The organism is Amycolatopsis sp. lyj-23 (genome assembly GCF_046549135.1).
Lineage (GTDB): Bacteria > Actinomycetota > Actinomycetes > Mycobacteriales > Pseudonocardiaceae > Amycolatopsis.
Map to the genome: position 1 here is coordinate 1 of NZ_JAJPWN010000026.1, position 16561 is coordinate 16561.

General features: G+C 69.1%; 18 protein-coding genes. 4 read left to right on the forward strand and 14 right to left on the reverse strand.

Translation table 11 applies throughout. From position 1 onward, the window contains the following. The first annotated feature begins 560 nt into the window (after positions 1–560). Together ACLJPY_RS45420 and ACLJPY_RS45425 are read left to right on the forward strand one after the other, a co-directional pair. Complete coding sequence (locus tag ACLJPY_RS45420; protein ID WP_410597197.1) at positions 561–827, forward strand: hypothetical protein; 267 nt, start codon at positions 561–563, stop codon at positions 825–827. Positions 828–1231: 404 nt separating this feature from the next. Then, the gene (locus ACLJPY_RS45425; protein ID WP_410597198.1) at positions 1232–2110 is read left to right on the forward strand and encodes a hypothetical protein; all 879 of its coding nucleotides are present in this window, start codon (positions 1232–1234) and stop codon (positions 2108–2110) included. A 190-nt stretch (positions 2111–2300) separates the two neighbouring features. Here the strand turns inward: ACLJPY_RS45425 and ACLJPY_RS45430 are convergent, their stop codons facing one another. The 4 genes from ACLJPY_RS45430 to ACLJPY_RS45445 form a co-directional block, all read right to left on the reverse strand. After that, complete coding sequence (locus tag ACLJPY_RS45430) at positions 2301–2579, reverse strand: hypothetical protein (RefSeq protein WP_410597199.1); 279 nt, start codon at positions 2577–2579, stop codon at positions 2301–2303. Then, entirely contained in the window at positions 2576–2926 is a 351-nt protein-coding gene (locus ACLJPY_RS45435) for a helix-turn-helix domain-containing protein (protein ID WP_410597200.1), read from the reverse strand. The genes ACLJPY_RS45430 and ACLJPY_RS45435 overlap by 4 nt, the downstream gene beginning before the upstream one ends. A gap of 303 nt (positions 2927–3229) precedes the next feature. Then, positions 3230–3907 (reverse strand): hypothetical protein, encoded by a 678-nt coding sequence (locus ACLJPY_RS45440; protein ID WP_410597201.1) that lies wholly within the window; start codon positions 3905–3907, stop codon positions 3230–3232. Positions 3908–3965: 58 nt separating this feature from the next. Further along, a complete protein-coding gene (locus tag ACLJPY_RS45445; protein ID WP_410597202.1) occupies positions 3966–5084 on the reverse strand; it encodes a DUF932 domain-containing protein in 1119 nt (372 codons plus the stop codon). A gap of 1029 nt (positions 5085–6113) precedes the next feature. Here ACLJPY_RS45445 and ACLJPY_RS45450 point away from each other — a divergent pair. Continuing rightward, a complete protein-coding gene (locus ACLJPY_RS45450; RefSeq protein ID WP_410597203.1) occupies positions 6114–7163 on the forward strand; it encodes an LD-carboxypeptidase in 1050 nt (349 codons plus the stop codon). A gap of 476 nt (positions 7164–7639) precedes the next feature. Here the strand turns inward: ACLJPY_RS45450 and ACLJPY_RS45455 are convergent, their stop codons facing one another. After that, entirely contained in the window at positions 7640–8638 is a 999-nt protein-coding gene (locus tag ACLJPY_RS45455; protein WP_410597204.1) for a DUF4192 family protein, read from the reverse strand. 169 nt (positions 8639–8807) lie between these two features. Then, a complete protein-coding gene (locus tag ACLJPY_RS45460; protein ID WP_410597205.1) occupies positions 8808–9059 on the reverse strand; it encodes a DNA-processing protein DprA in 252 nt (83 codons plus the stop codon). A gap of 136 nt (positions 9060–9195) precedes the next feature. Between ACLJPY_RS45460 and ACLJPY_RS45465 the strand changes: the two genes are divergently transcribed. Beyond that, positions 9196–9588: an ankyrin repeat domain-containing protein gene (locus ACLJPY_RS45465; protein ID WP_410597206.1), complete on the forward strand. Its 393-nt coding sequence runs from the start codon at positions 9196–9198 to the stop codon at positions 9586–9588. On the opposite strand, the gene ACLJPY_RS45470 is transcribed toward ACLJPY_RS45465, so the two are convergent. The 8 genes from ACLJPY_RS45470 to ACLJPY_RS45505 form a co-directional block, all read right to left on the reverse strand. Beyond that, positions 9532–9786, reverse strand: coding sequence for a hypothetical protein (locus tag ACLJPY_RS45470; RefSeq protein ID WP_410597207.1), 255 nt, complete (start codon positions 9784–9786; stop codon positions 9532–9534). The genes ACLJPY_RS45465 and ACLJPY_RS45470 overlap by 57 nt on opposite strands. A gap of 11 nt (positions 9787–9797) precedes the next feature. Beyond that, positions 9798–10157, reverse strand: a complete 360-nt coding sequence (locus ACLJPY_RS45475) for a hypothetical protein (protein WP_410597208.1) — start codon at positions 10155–10157, stop codon at positions 9798–9800. 347 nt (positions 10158–10504) lie between these two features. After that, positions 10505–11461 (reverse strand): DNA-processing protein DprA, encoded by a 957-nt coding sequence (gene dprA, locus ACLJPY_RS45480; RefSeq protein ID WP_410597209.1) that lies wholly within the window; start codon positions 11459–11461, stop codon positions 10505–10507. A 45-nt stretch (positions 11462–11506) separates the two neighbouring features. Then, positions 11507–11905, reverse strand: coding sequence for a hypothetical protein (locus ACLJPY_RS45485; protein ID WP_410597210.1), 399 nt, complete (start codon positions 11903–11905; stop codon positions 11507–11509). A gap of 698 nt (positions 11906–12603) precedes the next feature. Continuing rightward, the gene (locus ACLJPY_RS45490) at positions 12604–13971 is read right to left on the reverse strand and encodes an endonuclease/exonuclease/phosphatase family protein (protein ID WP_410597211.1); all 1368 of its coding nucleotides are present in this window, start codon (positions 13969–13971) and stop codon (positions 12604–12606) included. A 240-nt stretch (positions 13972–14211) separates the two neighbouring features. Next, on the reverse strand, positions 14212–14592 hold the full coding sequence (locus ACLJPY_RS45495) for a hypothetical protein (protein ID WP_410597212.1): 381 nt from the start codon (positions 14590–14592) through the stop codon (positions 14212–14214). Continuing rightward, positions 14589–15263, reverse strand: a complete 675-nt coding sequence (locus ACLJPY_RS45500) for a 2'-5' RNA ligase family protein (RefSeq protein WP_410597213.1) — start codon at positions 15261–15263, stop codon at positions 14589–14591. The genes ACLJPY_RS45495 and ACLJPY_RS45500 overlap by 4 nt, the downstream gene beginning before the upstream one ends. A 49-nt stretch (positions 15264–15312) precedes the next feature. After that, positions 15313–16551 (reverse strand): hypothetical protein, encoded by a 1239-nt coding sequence (locus tag ACLJPY_RS45505; RefSeq protein WP_410597214.1) that lies wholly within the window; start codon positions 16549–16551, stop codon positions 15313–15315. Positions 16552–16561 lie beyond the last annotated feature (10 nt).

The window sequence follows — 16561 nt, forward strand, 5'->3', positions numbered from 1 at the left end:
CGGCCATACGCCAACCCGCTGCCGCTGGGCTTCTACTGCTCTGGGATCGGCATGGCTGTCCTCGGTGCCATCGGCGTCGGCTTGGTCGTCGGCGGTCAGGTGCGTACCGCCGGGATCCTGATCGCCGACGTCGTCGCGCCGCTGGAGCTGCTATTGGACTTACGGGATGAGCACGCAAGATCGCTGCTCACGTTTGGACCAGCGGCTGGCCCGACGAGCGGGATCAGCCACAGAGCCAGGTGGTCGACGTGGTCAGGCACTCGGCCGCCGCCCACGCGTCGGCACGATGGCTTTTCCAGTTCGGCTGAGTGGGACGTGGTCGGACCTCCGAGGACAGGTGGTGATGGAGGAAGGCCGGCCTGGACGGCGCGGCGTGTGCACTGACCCGGCTACCCCGAACAGCCAGTGACGGCGCTCCACTGCTTGTCGGAGGAACGACGTTGCTTGTCCGATGTTCCCTCCAGCGTCGCTCCGATGAAGTGTTCGACCCGGGGATAGGTCGAGGACGGCGCTTGTCCGCGTGGCCACACTCGCGCGTCACGGTCGGTAGGCTCCCCGGCGTGGTGGCGCAGCCACTGGCCATCGGCCGCGCGAGTCCCGGTGAATCGGGCCCGAGTGGACCACCACGCGGGACCTTTACGAGCTGGGTCATTGCCGCGGGCGAAGAACAGACGGCGGATGTCGTAGACCGTCCACCGTGCGCATTCAAGGCGGTGCTCGAACTCCGCAAGGACGGCGCCGACGTGGTGCTCGACGAGGCGCTCATGCAGGCCGAACCTGCCGAACATCTTGCTGCGCGGGTTGAAACAGAGCGCGGTATTCGGTAAGCAGGGCTTCCACCGCACGTGCCGGATCACCTTGCTCTGGAGGTTGGCTGCCGGCATGCTGCAGCTGCGGGCGGAGGGCGATGGTCTAGCGGCGGAAGAGCCTTGATGACCTCAGGGCGTTGGTTGGGGCGCGTCCCTCGTAGTGCGAGCCACAAGAGAAGGCAGATACGTATTTCCCGGACTATGGGGGCCGTTGCCCGAGCGGCCAGGGCTGTGGTGGCCAGTAAGGCCAGTGCGAGGCTCAAGGTGCCGGATGCCATGCCGCTCATGGGAGCACGGCGCGCGGCCGTAGGCCACTACCTCGCGTCCACTGCGAGTGGACCGGTTCCACTGACATGGCCCGATCCACTCGCAGTGGACCGAAGGGCTCACGGAGACCCGCGGATACCTCTAAGGTGGCGCGGGTGAATGAATGGCAGAACCCTTTTGATTGGAAGGGCAACCCCTGCACATCGGACGCGTGGCCATTTTCGACCGACGCCACCGTGTTCGAGGCTCGGCGTGCGATCGGCCAACTGGTTCGGACCTTCGGTAGCGGTATGAATCCTCCCGGCATGGAGGCGTCCGATACGGACCCGGTACTGCGCTACATCCGTGCCGCGAAAGACCTGGAAGCGATCATGAGCGTCGTCCAGAAGGATCTTCTAGCCGAGGCGCGGGCACGCGGCCTGACGTGGGAGGCCATCGGCCGCGCCATGGGAGTAGGAAAAACAGGGGCTCAGAATGCGGGTAAGGACGGGCTATCCGAAGAGCGTCTGGAGCAACTGAAGATCGAGTCTTTTGTGTCGTGGATAGGCAGGCAGGGCGCAATCCCTCACGAGTCTCCGATAGAAGTCGTCGAAGTTCTGGACGGGGCCACGCCGTTGGAGCGGCTTGTTTTTCTGGCCAGGCATGCTATGGGAACCTTGCATGAGATCGACGTGCTGTTCGCGGCTGCTGAACCCGATCCTGAGAACGCGTCGGTCGTCTTGAAGATGACGTGCCGCAGAATCGAGCGCGCACTAAAGACGGTGGTCGTCGATCATGAAATGTGGGATGCGATGGCCTACGACTGGCCGGGCCGCCCCACAACCGTCGATCAGGCGAACTACCATGCCCCGCCCACGTATCTGCTGCACTCGATGCGCCTGTTCCTGTTCGCGCTACTGCACGCGCCTGATGAACATTCCACCGAAGTCGCCCATTTCCACGCGTTCCTCGTACACGTGCAACGGGTCTACGCTACGGTGCTACTCATGCTCCAGCGCCCCGATGTGGGATCCGCGATACCGGCGCCCGAATAGCGGTTTTCGCTCGCGGTCGGTGAACAACGGCAAAAGAGCGCCTGGCTAGGTCGCTGGGTTCGAGAGCCGAATGTTGTCCTGCTGCGGAGCCGCTGGTTCTCGGCTCCTTTTTCCGGCATGTTGGCGAGCTTGACTCTGGCGAGAGGACGACGGCTAACCCTCCTGCCCGAGCGTCGTGGTGAGTGCAACGTCACCGACCGACGCCGAGACCGGGATGATTGTGATTGGGGAGCACGAATCCACCATCGTCCGGCCGATGACACCCGACGAAACCGACGAGGACGAGTTCTGATCCGCAAGCCGCCGACCTCAGCAGGACCAGACTCTGGGGGTCGACGTCGTGACGGTTCGGGTTGGTGAGGATTTCGCTGAGGTATGCGGAGCTTTCGACACCGGCACCCCAGAACACCACGTCGAGCGGACGGCTCCCGCGCTGGTTCTCGAGCGAGAACAGAGCCGGCTCGGTCATCGCGGCCCTCGCCTGGGGCGGACGCCGCGACGAGCAGGTGTGGACGCCGCCCGCCCTGGCTTCCCGGGTTCGCACCTCGCGTGGCCCGGCGGCGACACCCGCCGCGGTATCGCCTGCGTCGTCGGCAGGTGCGGTAGCAGGCACCTGAAGATGCCGATGTCGTGGGCGATAGCGACGGCGTGCGCGCGGTTGCGGGCCTTCAGCTTGGCGAGGATGTTCTTCACGTGGGTGCGGATGGTTTCGTGTGACCGGAACTGCTTGAGCGCGATCTGGATGGTGCTCAGGCCGCGGGCGACGTCGTCGAGGACTTCCCGTTCGGTGGCGGTCAGTGTGGCTGGCTGGGGCATGCTCGGACCTCCGAAGCAGGTGCGAGGCGAGGGGGCTGGCCGGGCAGCGCGGCGCGTGCGCGGACCCGGCCAGCCCCGAACCGGGAGCCGGCTCGCCCGGGGGAAGGCGTGCCGCTCGGGGATTCCCGGTTCATTCAGGTGGCCTCGCGTGGGGTGGTGTGCGGACGACCGCGGTCACCCAGGTCCCGCGGTGGCACCGGTCAAGGCCCCGTGCCTGCGGCCGGACGTTGATGTGTCGACGTGGCGCCTTGACCGGTGTCGCGGGACCTGGTCGCGTGATTGAGGCCGCCCGACACCGCGAGGTCACGGGTGGCCGGGAGCCACGGCGTCGGGTGCGGGCTCGCGATCGGCCGTCCATGCGATGAGCGCTTCGGCGGCGTGGACGGAGTCGTAGCGGGGCTGCTCGTCGTCGGGCAGGTCGGGTCGGAGTACGGATCCGGTGAGGGTGCGGGGTTCGTAGCGGTCGAGCACGCCGGCGGTGATGCGATGGACGGTCCCGATGGCGCGGCCGTCGACACGCACTTTCCAGATGTGATCGAACCGGTAAGCCGCGCGGGCCGGTGCGGTGCGCGGGTGGTGATCGGGGTGTCGGTAGGCGGCCCACCAGTTGGTGACGGAGCTGTCGATGACGTGGTCGCCGGCGTTGACGATCGCGGTGACCGTGTCGCGGGCTAGCGCCGGGCCGATGAGGTCGGCCAGCATCGTGAACGCATCCCGCGCCTCACTGATCGCGGCCAGCACCGGCGCGGCCTGTTCCCGCAGCGCTGTCGCGTTCAGGTGCCCGAGTTCGGTGTTGCGGTCGGCGTAGGCACGCTCGTCGGTGAACCCGGGGATCCAGCGAAGGGCGAGGGCGTCCAGGCAGGCGATGCAGTCGTGGCAGCGGTAGATACTCGGGCGCGACACCGCGATCGAGATTCCGTGACTGGTGTTCGTGCAGCCGTGGGTGCCGCACGTCATCGGCGGGATTGTGCTGGTGCGCATGCCGAAACGTCCATTCGTGGGCCGGAACGAGCGAGTGAGGGCGGGGACCGGAGCGCGCTCAGACGGCGGCGAGGACCTTGTGCAGGGTCGCCGCGGCAGTGCGGTCGTGCTTGCCCAGTTCCCCGGTCATCACCCGGGTCATGTTCCGTTCGGCGCGGCCGGCACCGCGGATGACGGCCTCGTGGTGAAGGTGCGTGTTGACCGCCTGCACCACGCCCCATCCGGTGTTCTTCCACGGGCTGACCCGGCTGTCGCTGGTCCACAGCCGCGTCAATGCGGAGCGTTTGTTGGCGGCGTTGGTGCGCCCCCGCCCCGGTTGCTCGGGTATTGGGGTGTGGGCGTCGAGGAAGGCTTTCCAGACACGGTCGGTGACGGTGGTCTGGCAGAGTTTCTTGACTTCGGCGGCGAAGTCGTCGGCGATGGTGTGCACGATCTGCAGGGCCTCGCGGGCGGAGAGCAGTTGCAGCGCGCTGTTGCGCTTGTGGACGACGGCGACTTCCTGGCCGTCTTCGCGCAGGCCGATGTTCATGGTGTTGTCGCACACAACGTTGGTGACGACGCGCTTGTATCGGGACTTGAGGCTGCCGTCGTGGCTGGAGCAGGCGAGCAGGTTGGGCCGGAACTCCACCCCCTCGGGGGTGGTGATGTTGTCGGCGACTTCGACGCTGACCCAGGCTTGCTTGCGTTCGCGCAGCAGCCCGGCGGAGCCGATGGCGAGGCCGTCGTCGAGCAGGGCGGCGACGTTGTCCAGCAGCCAGGTGCCGTACTGGTGGATGCCGTATTCGTCGGTGTGGATGGCGAGGATGTCGCCGGTGTCGGAGGTGGTGACGCCCAGGTGGTGTTCGGCGAGGCGGAGCCCGAAGCGGTCTTCGACGAACACCCGGGCCGGCTCGGCGCTCCAGCCGAACAGTCGTCGTTTGACGTCGGTGATGGGAATCGGGCCGGGGTAGTGGTTGGGTTCGGTGCCTTGGTGGTCGGCGCGGTAGTGCCAGGCGCGGCCGCGTTTGTCGGTGAATCCGATGAGGACGTTGGTGTTGAGCCAGGTGCTGGTTTCCTTCGACACAGTCAGAGTCCTCTGTTCGTAGCCGGCGCTTGCCTGCTGCTCGGGGGCGGCGGGCTCGCGGGTGGACGGCCACGGATCACCAGGCCGAGCGCCGGCGGTGCACAGGCCCCGCACCGCGGAGCGGAGCCTGCGATGAAGGGCTGGTGGTCGTGCACCGCCGGCGCGGGCCTGGTTCCCTCGGCCCGGTCACACCGCGACGGCCGAACGCTCGCACCCCGGAACCGCCGATCTGCCGGGGGAGCGTGGGACCGGCCGAGACGTCACTCGGCCCGACTCCTGCCGTTGCAGGGGATCCCACCTGGAAGCGGCGCCGGCGATCTTCGGGTCGTTCGCGGAGCTGAGCAGGCACGGGTCGTGGTCGATACCCAGCTCAGTGAGGGCAACCGCGACCGTGCAGGCGGTAAACAGATCGGGCAGCGGCAGCGGGTGGGTCTGGCCGTGGTGGCGGTGTTTGAGGAGCGCCGTATCCCCGTGGGTGGCGGTGCTAGTCAGCCCGGAACTGGCCGGTGTTCTGGCCACAGCCATCACCCGGCTACGCCGCGAGCACGGCGGCCGCATTCCCTTGATCGCCCGCTACGATCGTCACGCGCGCTCAACCGGTCCCGAAGTTCCCACCTGTTCCAGCGTGGATATGGTGCGCCAGCTCAGAAGTGATCAACTACCGCACCGTCCAGTGGCTCCTGATGCTGGGCCTGGCCGGGCTCTGCGACCACGCTGGCGAGCGTTCTTCCAAGACGATCTGATCCGCAGCTACTGGGCGTTTCTGGACAATCGCCGGGCAGCACGGCTCAAGGCCGAATACCGAATCCACCGAAGACGAGTGACGCGAGTTCCACGAGCATTTCTAGCTCCGAAAGCTCGAACTCGGCGAAAACGGCCGTCCCTACGGCACGCCGTGCAAGCACGAACACGCCTGCTTAACCGAAATAATCTTGCGGCCGGTCACGACGCGACACAAGGAATGTCGATGACAGAGAGTTACACCGGGATCTTGGAGAGCCGTGGCGGCCGGGCGTGTCGTACCCGCGCTGCGCTTCACTGGAGACGCACCGATGGCAGGATGTCGGGGTGGCGTCCGGGTTCCCCGCGGTCGGCTGACAAAAGGGAATGCGCATCCGCTGGGGACGTGTTGGGATCTTCAGCATGGCGCGTACTCTTGTCCATCCTCCGAAGGCCCGACCGGGAGATCGCATCGCGGTTCTCTCGCCCTCGTTCGCAGCTGCCGGCGCCTTTCCTGAGGTGCATGAGCAGGCGATGCGTCGGCTCACTGACGTGACTGGTCTCATCCCGGTGGAGTACCCGACGACGCGGGACGTCGCGGCGACACCCGCGGCGCGTGCCGCGGACATCAACGCCGCCTTCACGGACCCGCAGATCCGCGGGATCCTCGCCGTCGTCGGCGGCGAGGATCAGATCACGGTGATTCCGCGCCTGGTCGCCGACCTCGCCCGGGCGGACCCCAAGCCGTTCCTGGGGACCAGTGACAACACCAACCTGCACCACTGGCTCTGGGCAAACGGCATCGCGAGCTTCTACGGCGGCTCGTCCCAGGTCCACCGCGGTCCCGGACCGGCCGTGGACGACATCCACGCCCAGTCGCTGCGCGCGGCCCTGCTGACCGGTGAGCGACTGGAGATCACCGATCCGGGCGAGTCCGAGGACGTCGGCGTCGACTGGGCCGACCCGCGCGCCCTGGACTCCTTCGGTGAACGCGAGGCGACGGAGCCCTGGAGTTGGCACGGGCCGGCCCGATCGGTGACCGGCCGCACCTGGGGCGGCTGCCTGGAGGTGATCGAGTGGATCCTCACCGCGGGGAGGTTCCCGTTCCCGCCGGAAGTCCTTCACGGTGGCGTGCTCATCATCGAAACCTCCGAGGAACTCCTCCCGGCGCGCAACGTCGGATGGATCGTCCGCTCGCTCGGCGAACGCGGAATCCTCGGCGCGGTGGAGGCGGTCCTGGTTGCCCGGCCGCCGGTGTCCGATTTCACCCACCGGCCGTCTGCCCAGGACCGGTCACGACTGCGGGCCGAACAACGCAATGCGGTTGTCGAGGTGGTGAGCCGTTATAATCCGGAAGCGGTCGTCTGCGTCGGTATTCCTTTCGGTCACACCAGGCCGCAATGGATACTCCCGCACGGCGGAACCATCACCGTCGACGGCGCCGAACGTCGGATCTTTGCCGACTACGCGTGACCAGACTCCGGCGCCCGAACAACGGCGTTGCCATACACAGAACCGGGGGCTTGCCCACTACCCGCTCGCGTCGCCCGGGAAGACCCTTCGCGGCGGTCAGTTGATGCTCGATCGCCCGATGGAGGATCGGACGTCGGGCATGCCGAGCAGCACAGTCCCACTGCGTGCGGCGCGCATGGCATCGAGTTTCTGAGCCGCGGCCGCCATGGTGGTCTCGATCGCGGCGACCTCGCCCAGCCAGCCCTGCCCCTTCGCCTCGGCGGCAGTCCTCGATCAGTACGTCGGCGAAAGCCGGGTGATCGGCTCTCGGGGAAGTTCGCGGCGGACGAGTTCGATGGCGGCCCAGGAACCGATGCCTTCGGACCATTGGCTCACGTGATGCACGATGTGGCCTCCGTGACAGGCGGCCCGCAGCGTCCCGGAGCGCGACAAGGCCCGGGACGCTGCGCCCGAACTGGTTTGCTGGCGACGTGGGGCTACCCGCGCTTCGCGCTGATCCAGGGCATGGCACCGATGTGGCCGGCGGTCTGGTCCAGCTGCTGCTCGACGACTTCGGTGCTGGCGTGCTGCTGGAACAGCAGCCCGACGGTGGCTGCGCCCGGCGCTCCGTGGGCGTGGGCGAGGGCGGAGGCGGTGAGGTGGCGGTCGCCCCGGCGGACGGCGCTGGCCGCGATCAGCGTGGCCAGCCGGGCACGAGCCGCATGCTCGGTGCTGCCGCGGTAGAGGGCCATCCACAGCTGCTCGATCCGCTGCGGGTCGTGCTCGTTCGGCGGCAGGAACATCAGTCCGTAGACGGTGTTGTCGGCCAGCGCGGTCACGGCGGCGAAGGCGGCGGTGTCGTCGACGAGTTCACCGCGGCCAGCCTGGACGATGGCGTGGGCGACGATCTGGTTGGCTTCGTCCCCGCGCCGCACCAGGAACGGCACGATCCGGCGGGCGAAGCGGCCGACATGGGCCGGCAGAGTTTCGCCGGTGTCGGTGAAGGGCAGGCCCCAGGTCGGTGTCGGGGCGTCTCCGCCGAGCTGGACGGGTGCGGCGAAGTCGAGGTCGGCAGGTGGGGCGATGACGGTGCCGAGGTGGGTGGGGCGGCGGTAGTCGCGCCAGGGGGCGCCGGGGCGGGTGTGCGGGGCCCAGTAGCGGCCGAGGATCGTGTGTCCGGCGGGGCGGAGGTCGTTCTCGAGTGCGGCGATCGCGGCCCGCAGCGGTAGCCATCTGTGGGTACGTTCCTCGGCGATCGTGACGACGACCAAATCGCAGCTGCGGTTGGTCGGTAGGGCGTTGCGGACGTGGTCGGCCAGCTCTCGGGTGGTCATGCCGCGAACCCCGGTGGCGGGCACGCTCGCGCCGGTCGGCGAGGTCAGCCGCCCCGCCGATGTGCTGTCCGGGGTTCGAGGCAGCGCGATGACGTGCAGGGTGTCGGCGCGGGTGTCTGGTAGGGATCCGATCAGTTCCCCGGGGGTGAGGTACTGGGTCACGTGTCGGCGCTCCTGGGATGGGCCTCCTCGGCGTATGGGCCGTGGGAGGCGGTGGCGGCCCACGGGGGTGTGAGCTGCCACCGCCTTGAGCGCGCGCCCGACGGCGGCCCCGGACCCTGCCCGAGGTCACCGGGGCAGCGCGAGGTGCGGGCCGCCGCCGGAGCGTGCGCTAGCGTCGGCCGGCCTCATCGGCAGGGACGGCCGTCTCCGGTTCGGTGTCGTCGCCGTCCTCGATGACGGCGATGATGTCGTCGACGGAGGTGACCAGGTGGGCGGTGCCGTCCTGGATCAGCTGGTGACACCCAGCGGATGTTGTCGATGAGACGGGACCCGGCAGGGCGAGGGCGGGTCGGCCGAGCTTGCCGGCCAGGTGCGCGGTGTGCCGGGCACTGCTGCGCCGGCCGGCCTCGACTACGGCCATCGCGTGGGTAACGCGAGTTCGGCGAGGTCAAGCGCCTGATCGGCGAGTCCGTCGACATCGTCCAGAGGCCGCTACCAGCTGGATAGCCGTTGCGTGACATGGTGCGTCTCTATGAGCAACGCTAGGAGACATCGACATGGTTGACCGTCAAGGGCGCTCGGAGCTGCATTACTGTGCGCTCGAGGGTACTGCTGACCAGGCCCGTGCGCTCCTGGTGGCAGGCCAGGACCCGAACCTGGGGGACTGCGACGGCTTCGTTCCGCTTCATTTGGCGGCGCAGCAGGGAAACGCGGAGGTGGCCGAGGTGCTGCTTGAGGCCGGAGCAATCGTTGACGCGGTCAACAGATACGGGAACACGCCGCTGTTCGTAGCAGTCTTTAATTCGAATGGGCGAGGTAATCTCATTCAACTGCTTCGTAGACACGGGGCTGATCCGCGCAAGGTTAATGGTTCAGGGCAAAATCCCGTTGGGCTAGCGCGACTCATTGCGAATTATGACGTTAAGCAGTTCTTTGACGACGTGGAGTAGCTTTGTTTGCGGCACCCGCAGCTCCTCGACCCGCTGCGGGTCCAGATCAGCCGGCGGCAGGAGCATGGGCCCGTAGACGGCGTTGTCGGCCTGCGCGGTGGTGGCGGCGAACGCCGCGATGTAGTCGGGGAATTCGCCGCGGCCGGCCTGGGTGGTGGCGTGGGCGACGAGCTGGTTGGCTTCGTCTCCGCGACGCACGATCAGCGGTACTACCCGGCGGGTGAAGCGGCCGACGTGAGCCGGCAGAGGTTCACCGTGCTGGGCGAAGGGCAGGCCCCAGGTCCGTGTCGGGCGTCGCCGCCGAGGTGGATGGGCGCGGCGAAGTCGAGGTCGGCGCGTGAGGCGATGACGGTGCCGAGGTGGGTGGGGCGGCGGTAGTCGCGCCACGGGCCGCCGCCGAGGACGGTGGGCCCGGCGGGGCGCAGTTCGGCCTCGAGTGCGGCGATCGCGGCCCGCAGCGGAAGCCAACCCCGGTCGTGCTCCTCGGCGATCACGACGACGACCAGGTCGGTGTCGCCCTCGGGCCGGGAGTGTGGGCTGCACGTGCTCGGCGATCTCGCGGCGGTCATGCCGCGCACATGGGTGACGGGGAACGCCGCGCCGGTCGGTGTGGTAAGGCGCCGTCGGCTGGCGGTGCGGTTGTGAGCTGGCAGGGCGATGACGTGCAGGGTGTCGGCGCAGGTGTCCCGGTAGGGATCCGATCAGTTCACCGGGGGTCCGGTACTGGGTCACGTGTCGGCGCTCCTGGGATCGGCCTCCCCGGGGTAGGCAATGGGAGGCGGTGGCGGCCCACGCAGGTGTGAGCCGCCACCGTCTTCAGCGCGCGTCCGACGGCGGGCCCCCGACCCTGCGCGGGGTCACCGGGACTGCGCGAGGTGCGGGCCGCCGTCGGGGCGTGCGCTAGCGTCGGCCGGGCTCATCTGCAGGGACGGCCCGTCTCCGGTTCCGTGTGGGCGTCGTCCCTGTCCTTGATTACGGCGAGGACGTCGTCGACGGAGGTGACCAGGTGGGCGGTGCCGTCTTGGATCAGCTGGTGACATCCAGCGGAGGTTGTCGATGACACGGGACCCGGCAGGGCGAGGACGGGCCGGCCGAGCTTGCCGGCCAGGCGCGCGGTGTGGCGGGCGCCGCTGCGCCGGCCGGCCTCGACCACGAGGGTGGCGGTGGTGAGAGCGGCGACGAGCCGGTTTCGGACGAGAAATCGGTGGCGCGCCGGCGGGGTGCCGGGAGGATATTCGCTGACGACCGCACCCCCGGAGCGGGCGATCCGATCCAGCAGGCCGACGTGCCCGGCCGGGTAGCCGAGGTCGATCGCGCAGCCCAGCACGGCGACGGTCACGCCGTCGGCGGCGAGCGCGCCGCGGTGCGCGGCGCCGTCGATGCCGTAGGCGGCGCCGGAGAACACCGGCACGCCCTGGGAGGCCAGTCCATAGGCGAGCTCGGCGGCGTGGTGCTCGCCGTAGGCGGTGGCGGCCCGGGAGCCCACGATGGCGATCGTGGGCGCGGCGGCCAGCTCGTCCAGCCGTGACTCGCCCTGGACCCACAGGCCCAGCGGCGGACCGCCGAGGTCCTCGCTATCGGTGGCCGGGGTGCTCAGGCCGGCGACGGCGGCGGTCGGCCACTCGTCATCCTCGGGGATCACGAACCGGGCGGAGAGGCTGGCTGCGGTCTTCAGCCTGGTGTCGGCCAGCTGCCAGCTGGCGTCGCGACGGCAGTGATCCTGTACGTCGGTGGGTGCGGTGCCGGCGGCCAGATGGTTGGCGGCGTCGACGGGCCCGACCTCGGCGACGTAGCGCGCCAGGACCGCGTCGCTGGGTTCGGCGGCGTGCTGGAGATACGCGCGGGCGCGCCGCGCGTCGGTGGACGTGGACATGAGCTCTCCTTCAGGCGATGTGCGGGGCTGGTGATGGCCGTCAGGTCAGGTCGCGGCGGGGAATTCGCGCACGCAGATCTCGTCCCCGCGGCGCTCCACGACGGTGCCGACGGGCCACTGCGCCGCGACCCGCAGGAGTTCCATCGCGTCGTTGGCGGCGTCAGCGCGCAGCTGTGGGCTGTCGGCGAAACCGAGAGCGAGGAGCATGGCGTGGAAGCGGCGGACGTATTCGGTCGGGGTCATGTCGGATTCGACGATCTCGGCGGTGGTGGTGGCCTGACGGCTGTCGAAGCCGACAAAGCTGCGCGCGCATCCGCAGATGGGGTGGTCGGGGTCGTCGTGGGACTTGCTGGCGAGGTCGACGAGCTCGACGTCGGGAACGCTGGTGAAGTCGTTAGCCCGCTGACCTTGGGTGCGATGGGTGGAAACGAAGTACTTGAGCACGGAGTCCTCCTTGGTGGCCGCGGCCCGATTGGGCGGTGGACGTGGACATGGCCAGCGGGCCCCCGCGGGTCCGGGGCAAGCCAGCCGGCGAAATTCCGGTGCGTCCCTTGCGGACTGTGGGCTTGCCCCGGACCGCGGGTCTGCTGCACTGTGCGGTCACCACGCCAGCCGCGGCGAGGCGGCAGAGGAGGACGATGTCGAGCGCTGCGTTTCGCGCAGGAGCCGACACGTAAAGTTATACCAAAAAAAGGGCAACACTTGTGGCGAATTGCTGGCTTTTGATGCACTCTGGTCTGAGAAGGACATTCGCAGTGGTCCACAGGGAGCGGCCACAGCGGACCCTTCTGGGGACCGTGAACCGCTCAACCCCCCAGCGGTCAACGAGTTCCCGGCTCGGGGCTAGGTCTCTGGGGAGGGCGCCTGCCCCGAGCCAAAAACTTCCCGCGGTCGACAAGATCGGCGGATCCAGCGAACCCGCTTCGCAGCGCGCCGTAGCGGCTTCGGGGTGGGTCTGCGGTGCTGCAGCCGTACGAGGCCGTGTCCGCGTGTCCGGTGTGAGTGACGAGAACCGGTTCTTGTACCCATCGGTCGATCTGACGCGGTGCCGGTGTCGCGCCGGGCTCGGCGGCGGCCGGATTTTCGGTGGAGCAGTCGGCGTCATCGGACGAAGGACGAGCGATCATCGGAACCGAAGCCCCCTAGCGTGGTGTGGCGCCATTCGGCGCGGCGGCCGTGGGTGGTGGGTCGATTCTCAGCCAGCACGACACCATGCGATGGTCGGAGACCGCGGGCCCATCCGGCACGTGCACGGTGTAGGAGCCGGACACCAGCGTGGCGGGGGTGCGGTTGCTGACTGTGATGCGGTCGATCCGCAGGCCGGAGCCACCGTCGATGGCCGGGCGCACGGTGGGGGTGAAGTCGCCCGCCGCTTCGCCTGCGTCCCACCAGCCGTGTTCGAGGAACGCGTCGAGGGCCTGGGTGTTGAGGCGCCACGTGCCGTCGGGCTGCCGGATCCCTTTCTGGCTCAGTTTGTGGGCGTTGCCCTGGCTGACGCAGAGCTCGTGCCAGTCTTGTGGGAGGTGTTCTCCCGGGTGGGAGCTGGTGGCGTTGAAGTCTCCTGCGAGGATGGCTTTGCGCTGCGCAAGCTGGCCATGCTGGGAGGACATGCGATCGAATCCTGTGTGACCGCCCGATCCGTTCCAGTGCACGCACTTGAGCAAGATCTCGTGTCCGTTGATGTCGGCGACCAGCGAGTTGGCCAGGACGTGGCGCCAGTCGGCCGGGTACCAGCATCGGGGCCGCACGTAGCGCCGGTCGATGAACAGCCCGGGTGAGTTGATCGATCCCGCCACGGTGGAGAGGAAGGGTGTGTACTGGACGGCCGGCACCGCGCGCCCGTGTGCATCGATGGTGGTGCCCCACAAGGAGTCCAGGACGTCGAGGGCGTCGAACAAGGGTGTCGACAGGTAGGTGCGGGCATCGTAGAACGTGCATTCGGACAGGAACAGCACGTGCGGCGGATACTCCAAGGTGGACAGCAGTTGGCGGAGCAGAGTGTGGTCGTGGTGACGGGTGCCGTAGTCGTATCCGGCGCGTTTCAGGTTGGCGGTCACGACGTGGAGGTCGAGCGTTCCGGTCATGGTTGCTGGCCTTTCGTTCTCGCGTGCGGTGTTCCGGGTGCCGGCGGAATGGATGGTGATGGTGCGGCGCCGCCTCGACGGTCGCTGTGCGGGTGTGGCGTGGTGGCGGATCCAGCTGCGGAGTGTGGGTTCGGGGACGCCGAGGGTGGCGGCGATACGTGACCAGGGCACGGCGCGCGCCCGCTGTTCGATGGCCGACCACACGCGATAGGGCGTGCGTTCATAGCGCGGCAATGCCAGCTGGAAGTCCTTGGGCTCAAGGGCGCGGGGTAGCCAGTCGGCGTCCGGGTCTTCGGTCGTCAGCCGGGTGTGCTCAGCAGCGATGTACTGGCCGACCGTGGGCCATCGACGACGGCCTGGAGGCGGGGCGGACGCGCGAACGGACTGGGAGGAGGCCGCGGGGTCTCGTTGTTGTGAGGTCAGCATCCGGTGACACCACCCTGCCGTCGCTGCGGATTGCCGCGCTGGTCGCCGGGTCGTACGTGCCCGTCCATGTGTATGGAGCTGCCCTTCTGGTGTGAGTTCGCGGGAAATCGCCGGGAGGCCGGATCCCGGTCGGCGGGTGGGTCAGTACTCCGGCGGGAGGATGTCGAAGAACGCCGCGAGCAGCGCCGAGTCGTTTCGGAGGAAGTCCCGCACGCGGTGCCAGGTGTATTGGCAGCGGGTTCAGTACTCGCGTTCGGCGGTGAGTTCCGCGGGCGTGGAGCCGGTGAGGTGGTTTTCCCGGATGTAGTCGGCCCAGCTCAGCCGGCCGTCCTGGGCGTCGCGGGCGAGCAGGAACACCGCCCAGTCCCAGTCGAGTGCGCCGGTGCCGGTGTTCCAGTCGTGGACCCAGGTCAGTGCGTAGGGAGAGCCGGTGGTGTCGTGGCGTTGCATCCGCAGCGTCCACTGCTGGCGTAGGTGCGGACCGTTGGCGACCGTGCCGAGATCCCAGGAGGTGCAGGTGATGTGGTGCTGGCGGGTGAAGTCGCTGCCGAGGCCGCCGTCGTGGACGTGACCGCATGGGTCGGCCGCAGTGAGGTGGGAGCCTGTGCTGGAGGTGCTCATGCGGACGCCACCTGGCCGATCCCGGCGGGAACGCCCCGTTCGGGTCTGGTGGCGAGGGGGAAGCGGCGCAGCACGGTGGAGTCGTAGCGGCATCGGTGCGGGACCTGGATGGTCTCGACGAGGTCGACGGCGCGGACGGTGAGGCGGGCGTGCCCGGGGCGGACGTCGTGGCGGAGCCGGCGCTGCAGGTCGTCGCTGGAGCCGTGGTCACCGGCGTAGCAGAGCGCCATGTGAGCGGGGCGGCTGTCGTAGACGATCGTCCCCGGTCCGCAGACGTCGGCGATGACGGGGCGCACACGGTCGAGCAGGCGGTTGAACCCGTCGTCGGGGTGGGTGTCGGCGACGACACCGCCGTGACCGACCAGCGCCGAACCCATCAGCAGGTCGAACGCCGGCACCGTGGCCAGCGTGTACTCGAGCGCGGTGATCAGCCGCGTCCGGGTGGCCGTCTCGATGCGGTCCCGGCCGGGGAAGCCGATGGACTGGACCGTCAGGTGCAGGCTCGCATCGGGGACCGGTTCGGTGGTGCCCGGGTGACCGGCCATAACGCTGCGGCAACCGGTGACGAAGTCGGCGAAGCCGGGGTTCGCGCCGAGATCGGGGATGATCAGAAGCTGGACTTGCCGGTGCCCGGTCGGCCAGAGCCGGTCGGGCTGGAAGAACGGTTCCATCGCGTAGGTCCTCGCAATCGGTGCTGTGGCTGTGGCTGGGGTTGCTGGGTCAGAGCTGGTCGCGTAGGTCGTGGGCGGCGCGCAGGTCGGCGGTGGCGCCGGGGCCGGCGTGTTGCAGCTGGGCGATGAGGGTGTCGGTCAGGCGGCGGGTGATGCCGGTGTCGCCGAGGTGGTAAGCGGTGCGGGCGGTGGCCAGGTCCAGGGCAGCGAGGTAGCGAACCGCGGTGGTGGCTCCGATGCGGGAGCGCGCGTCACTCAGCTCGGCCATTGCCGCACCGGCGTCACCGGCTGCGACCAGGGCGTCGGCGAGCGGGACCGCGGTGCGGGCCGCGCCGAGCGGGTAGCGGGCTCGGGTCAATTCTTCGTGTGCGGTGCGCAGGTGACGGAGGGCGTCGGGGACGCGGCCGAGGGCGAGGTGGACCTGCCCGATCCGGCGGTGCAGGACGGCGTGGCCGTGCGGGTCGCGGGCGACGCGGCGCTGCGCGCGCAGCGCGGCGTGCAGATCCTGCGACGCGTCGTCGACCTGCCCGGCGGCAAGCCGGACGCGTCCGCTGAGCGAGTAGGTCAACGCAACCAGGCGCGGTTCGCCGTCGTCGGCGGCCGCGGCCGCGTCGGCCGCGGCGGCGAGGGCCTGGTCGTGGTGGCCGAGGTCGGACAGCGCGGCGGCTTCGCGGGCACGGAACACCGCGGCAATGGCCGGGTGGCTGCGCTGGGCGGCGGCGTGGCCGACCTGCTGGACGACGGCGAGGTCGTCGTGGTGATAGCCGGGGCGGCCCAGGTGCCAGACGGCCTCGGCCAGCTCGACGACGACGTCGTCCCAGCCCCACCCGGCGGCGGTCGTGGCGACCTGGCGCAGCACCTGGTGTTCCCAACCGAACCAGGCGCGGGCGTGACGTTCGTCGGGGTGGAGGTACGGCGTGGCCTCGTGGGCTGCGGGCGGACTGAAGCGGTGGGCGTCGGGGGCGATGAGCGGGATGGCGGCGGCTGCGGTCGCGGCGTAGAAGTCGACCAGCCGGGCCCGCTGCCGGTTTCGGGTCGAGGGCTGTTCCCGGCCGCGCAGCCCGGCGACGTGGCGGCGGAGTCGTGCGGGCAGCTGGTAGCGGTCGCCGCGCCGCCGGTCGACGAGCTGGGCGATGTGCAACCGCCGTAACGCGTCGGCGACGTCGGCCTCGGGCAGTTCGAGGGCGGCGGCCAGCGGCGTGGCGGTGGTGTCGGGCCCGGGATGATCGGCCAGCAGTTCGTAGACCCGCAGCGTGATTTCAAGTAGGTGCTCGTAGACAAGGCTCATCGGAGGTGCG

Bases quoted from the DNA above. Each gene is read 5' to 3' on its own strand.
- ACLJPY_RS45505 (WP_410597214.1), bottom strand. From the start codon at position 16,551: ATGAGCCTTGTCTACGAGCACCTACTTGAAATCACGCTGCGGGTCTAC.
- ACLJPY_RS45490 (WP_410597211.1), bottom strand. From the start codon at position 13,971: ATGCTGACCTCACAACAACGAGACCCCGCGGCCTCCTCCCAGTCCGTT.
- ACLJPY_RS45465 (WP_410597206.1), top strand. From the start codon at position 9,196: ATGGTTGACCGTCAAGGGCGCTCGGAGCTGCATTACTGTGCGCTCGAG.
- ACLJPY_RS45475 (WP_410597208.1), bottom strand. From the start codon at position 10,157: ATGACCGCCGCGAGATCGCCGAGCACGTGCAGCCCACACTCCCGGCCC.
- ACLJPY_RS45430 (WP_410597199.1), bottom strand. From the start codon at position 2,579: ATGACCGAGCCGGCTCTGTTCTCGCTCGAGAACCAGCGCGGGAGCCGT.
- dprA (WP_410597209.1), bottom strand. From the start codon at position 11,461: ATGTCCACGTCCACCGACGCGCGGCGCGCCCGCGCGTATCTCCAGCAC.
- ACLJPY_RS45450 (WP_410597203.1), top strand. From the start codon at position 6,114: ATGGCGCGTACTCTTGTCCATCCTCCGAAGGCCCGACCGGGAGATCGC.
- ACLJPY_RS45440 (WP_410597201.1), bottom strand. From the start codon at position 3,907: ATGCGCACCAGCACAATCCCGCCGATGACGTGCGGCACCCACGGCTGC.
- ACLJPY_RS45495 (WP_410597212.1), bottom strand. From the start codon at position 14,592: ATGAGCACCTCCAGCACAGGCTCCCACCTCACTGCGGCCGACCCATGC.
- ACLJPY_RS45435 (WP_410597200.1), bottom strand. From the start codon at position 2,926: ATGCCCCAGCCAGCCACACTGACCGCCACCGAACGGGAAGTCCTCGAC.
- ACLJPY_RS45500 (WP_410597213.1), bottom strand. From the start codon at position 15,263: ATGGAACCGTTCTTCCAGCCCGACCGGCTCTGGCCGACCGGGCACCGG.
- ACLJPY_RS45460 (WP_410597205.1), bottom strand. From the start codon at position 9,059: ATGGCCGTAGTCGAGGCCGGCCGGCGCAGCAGTGCCCGGCACACCGCG.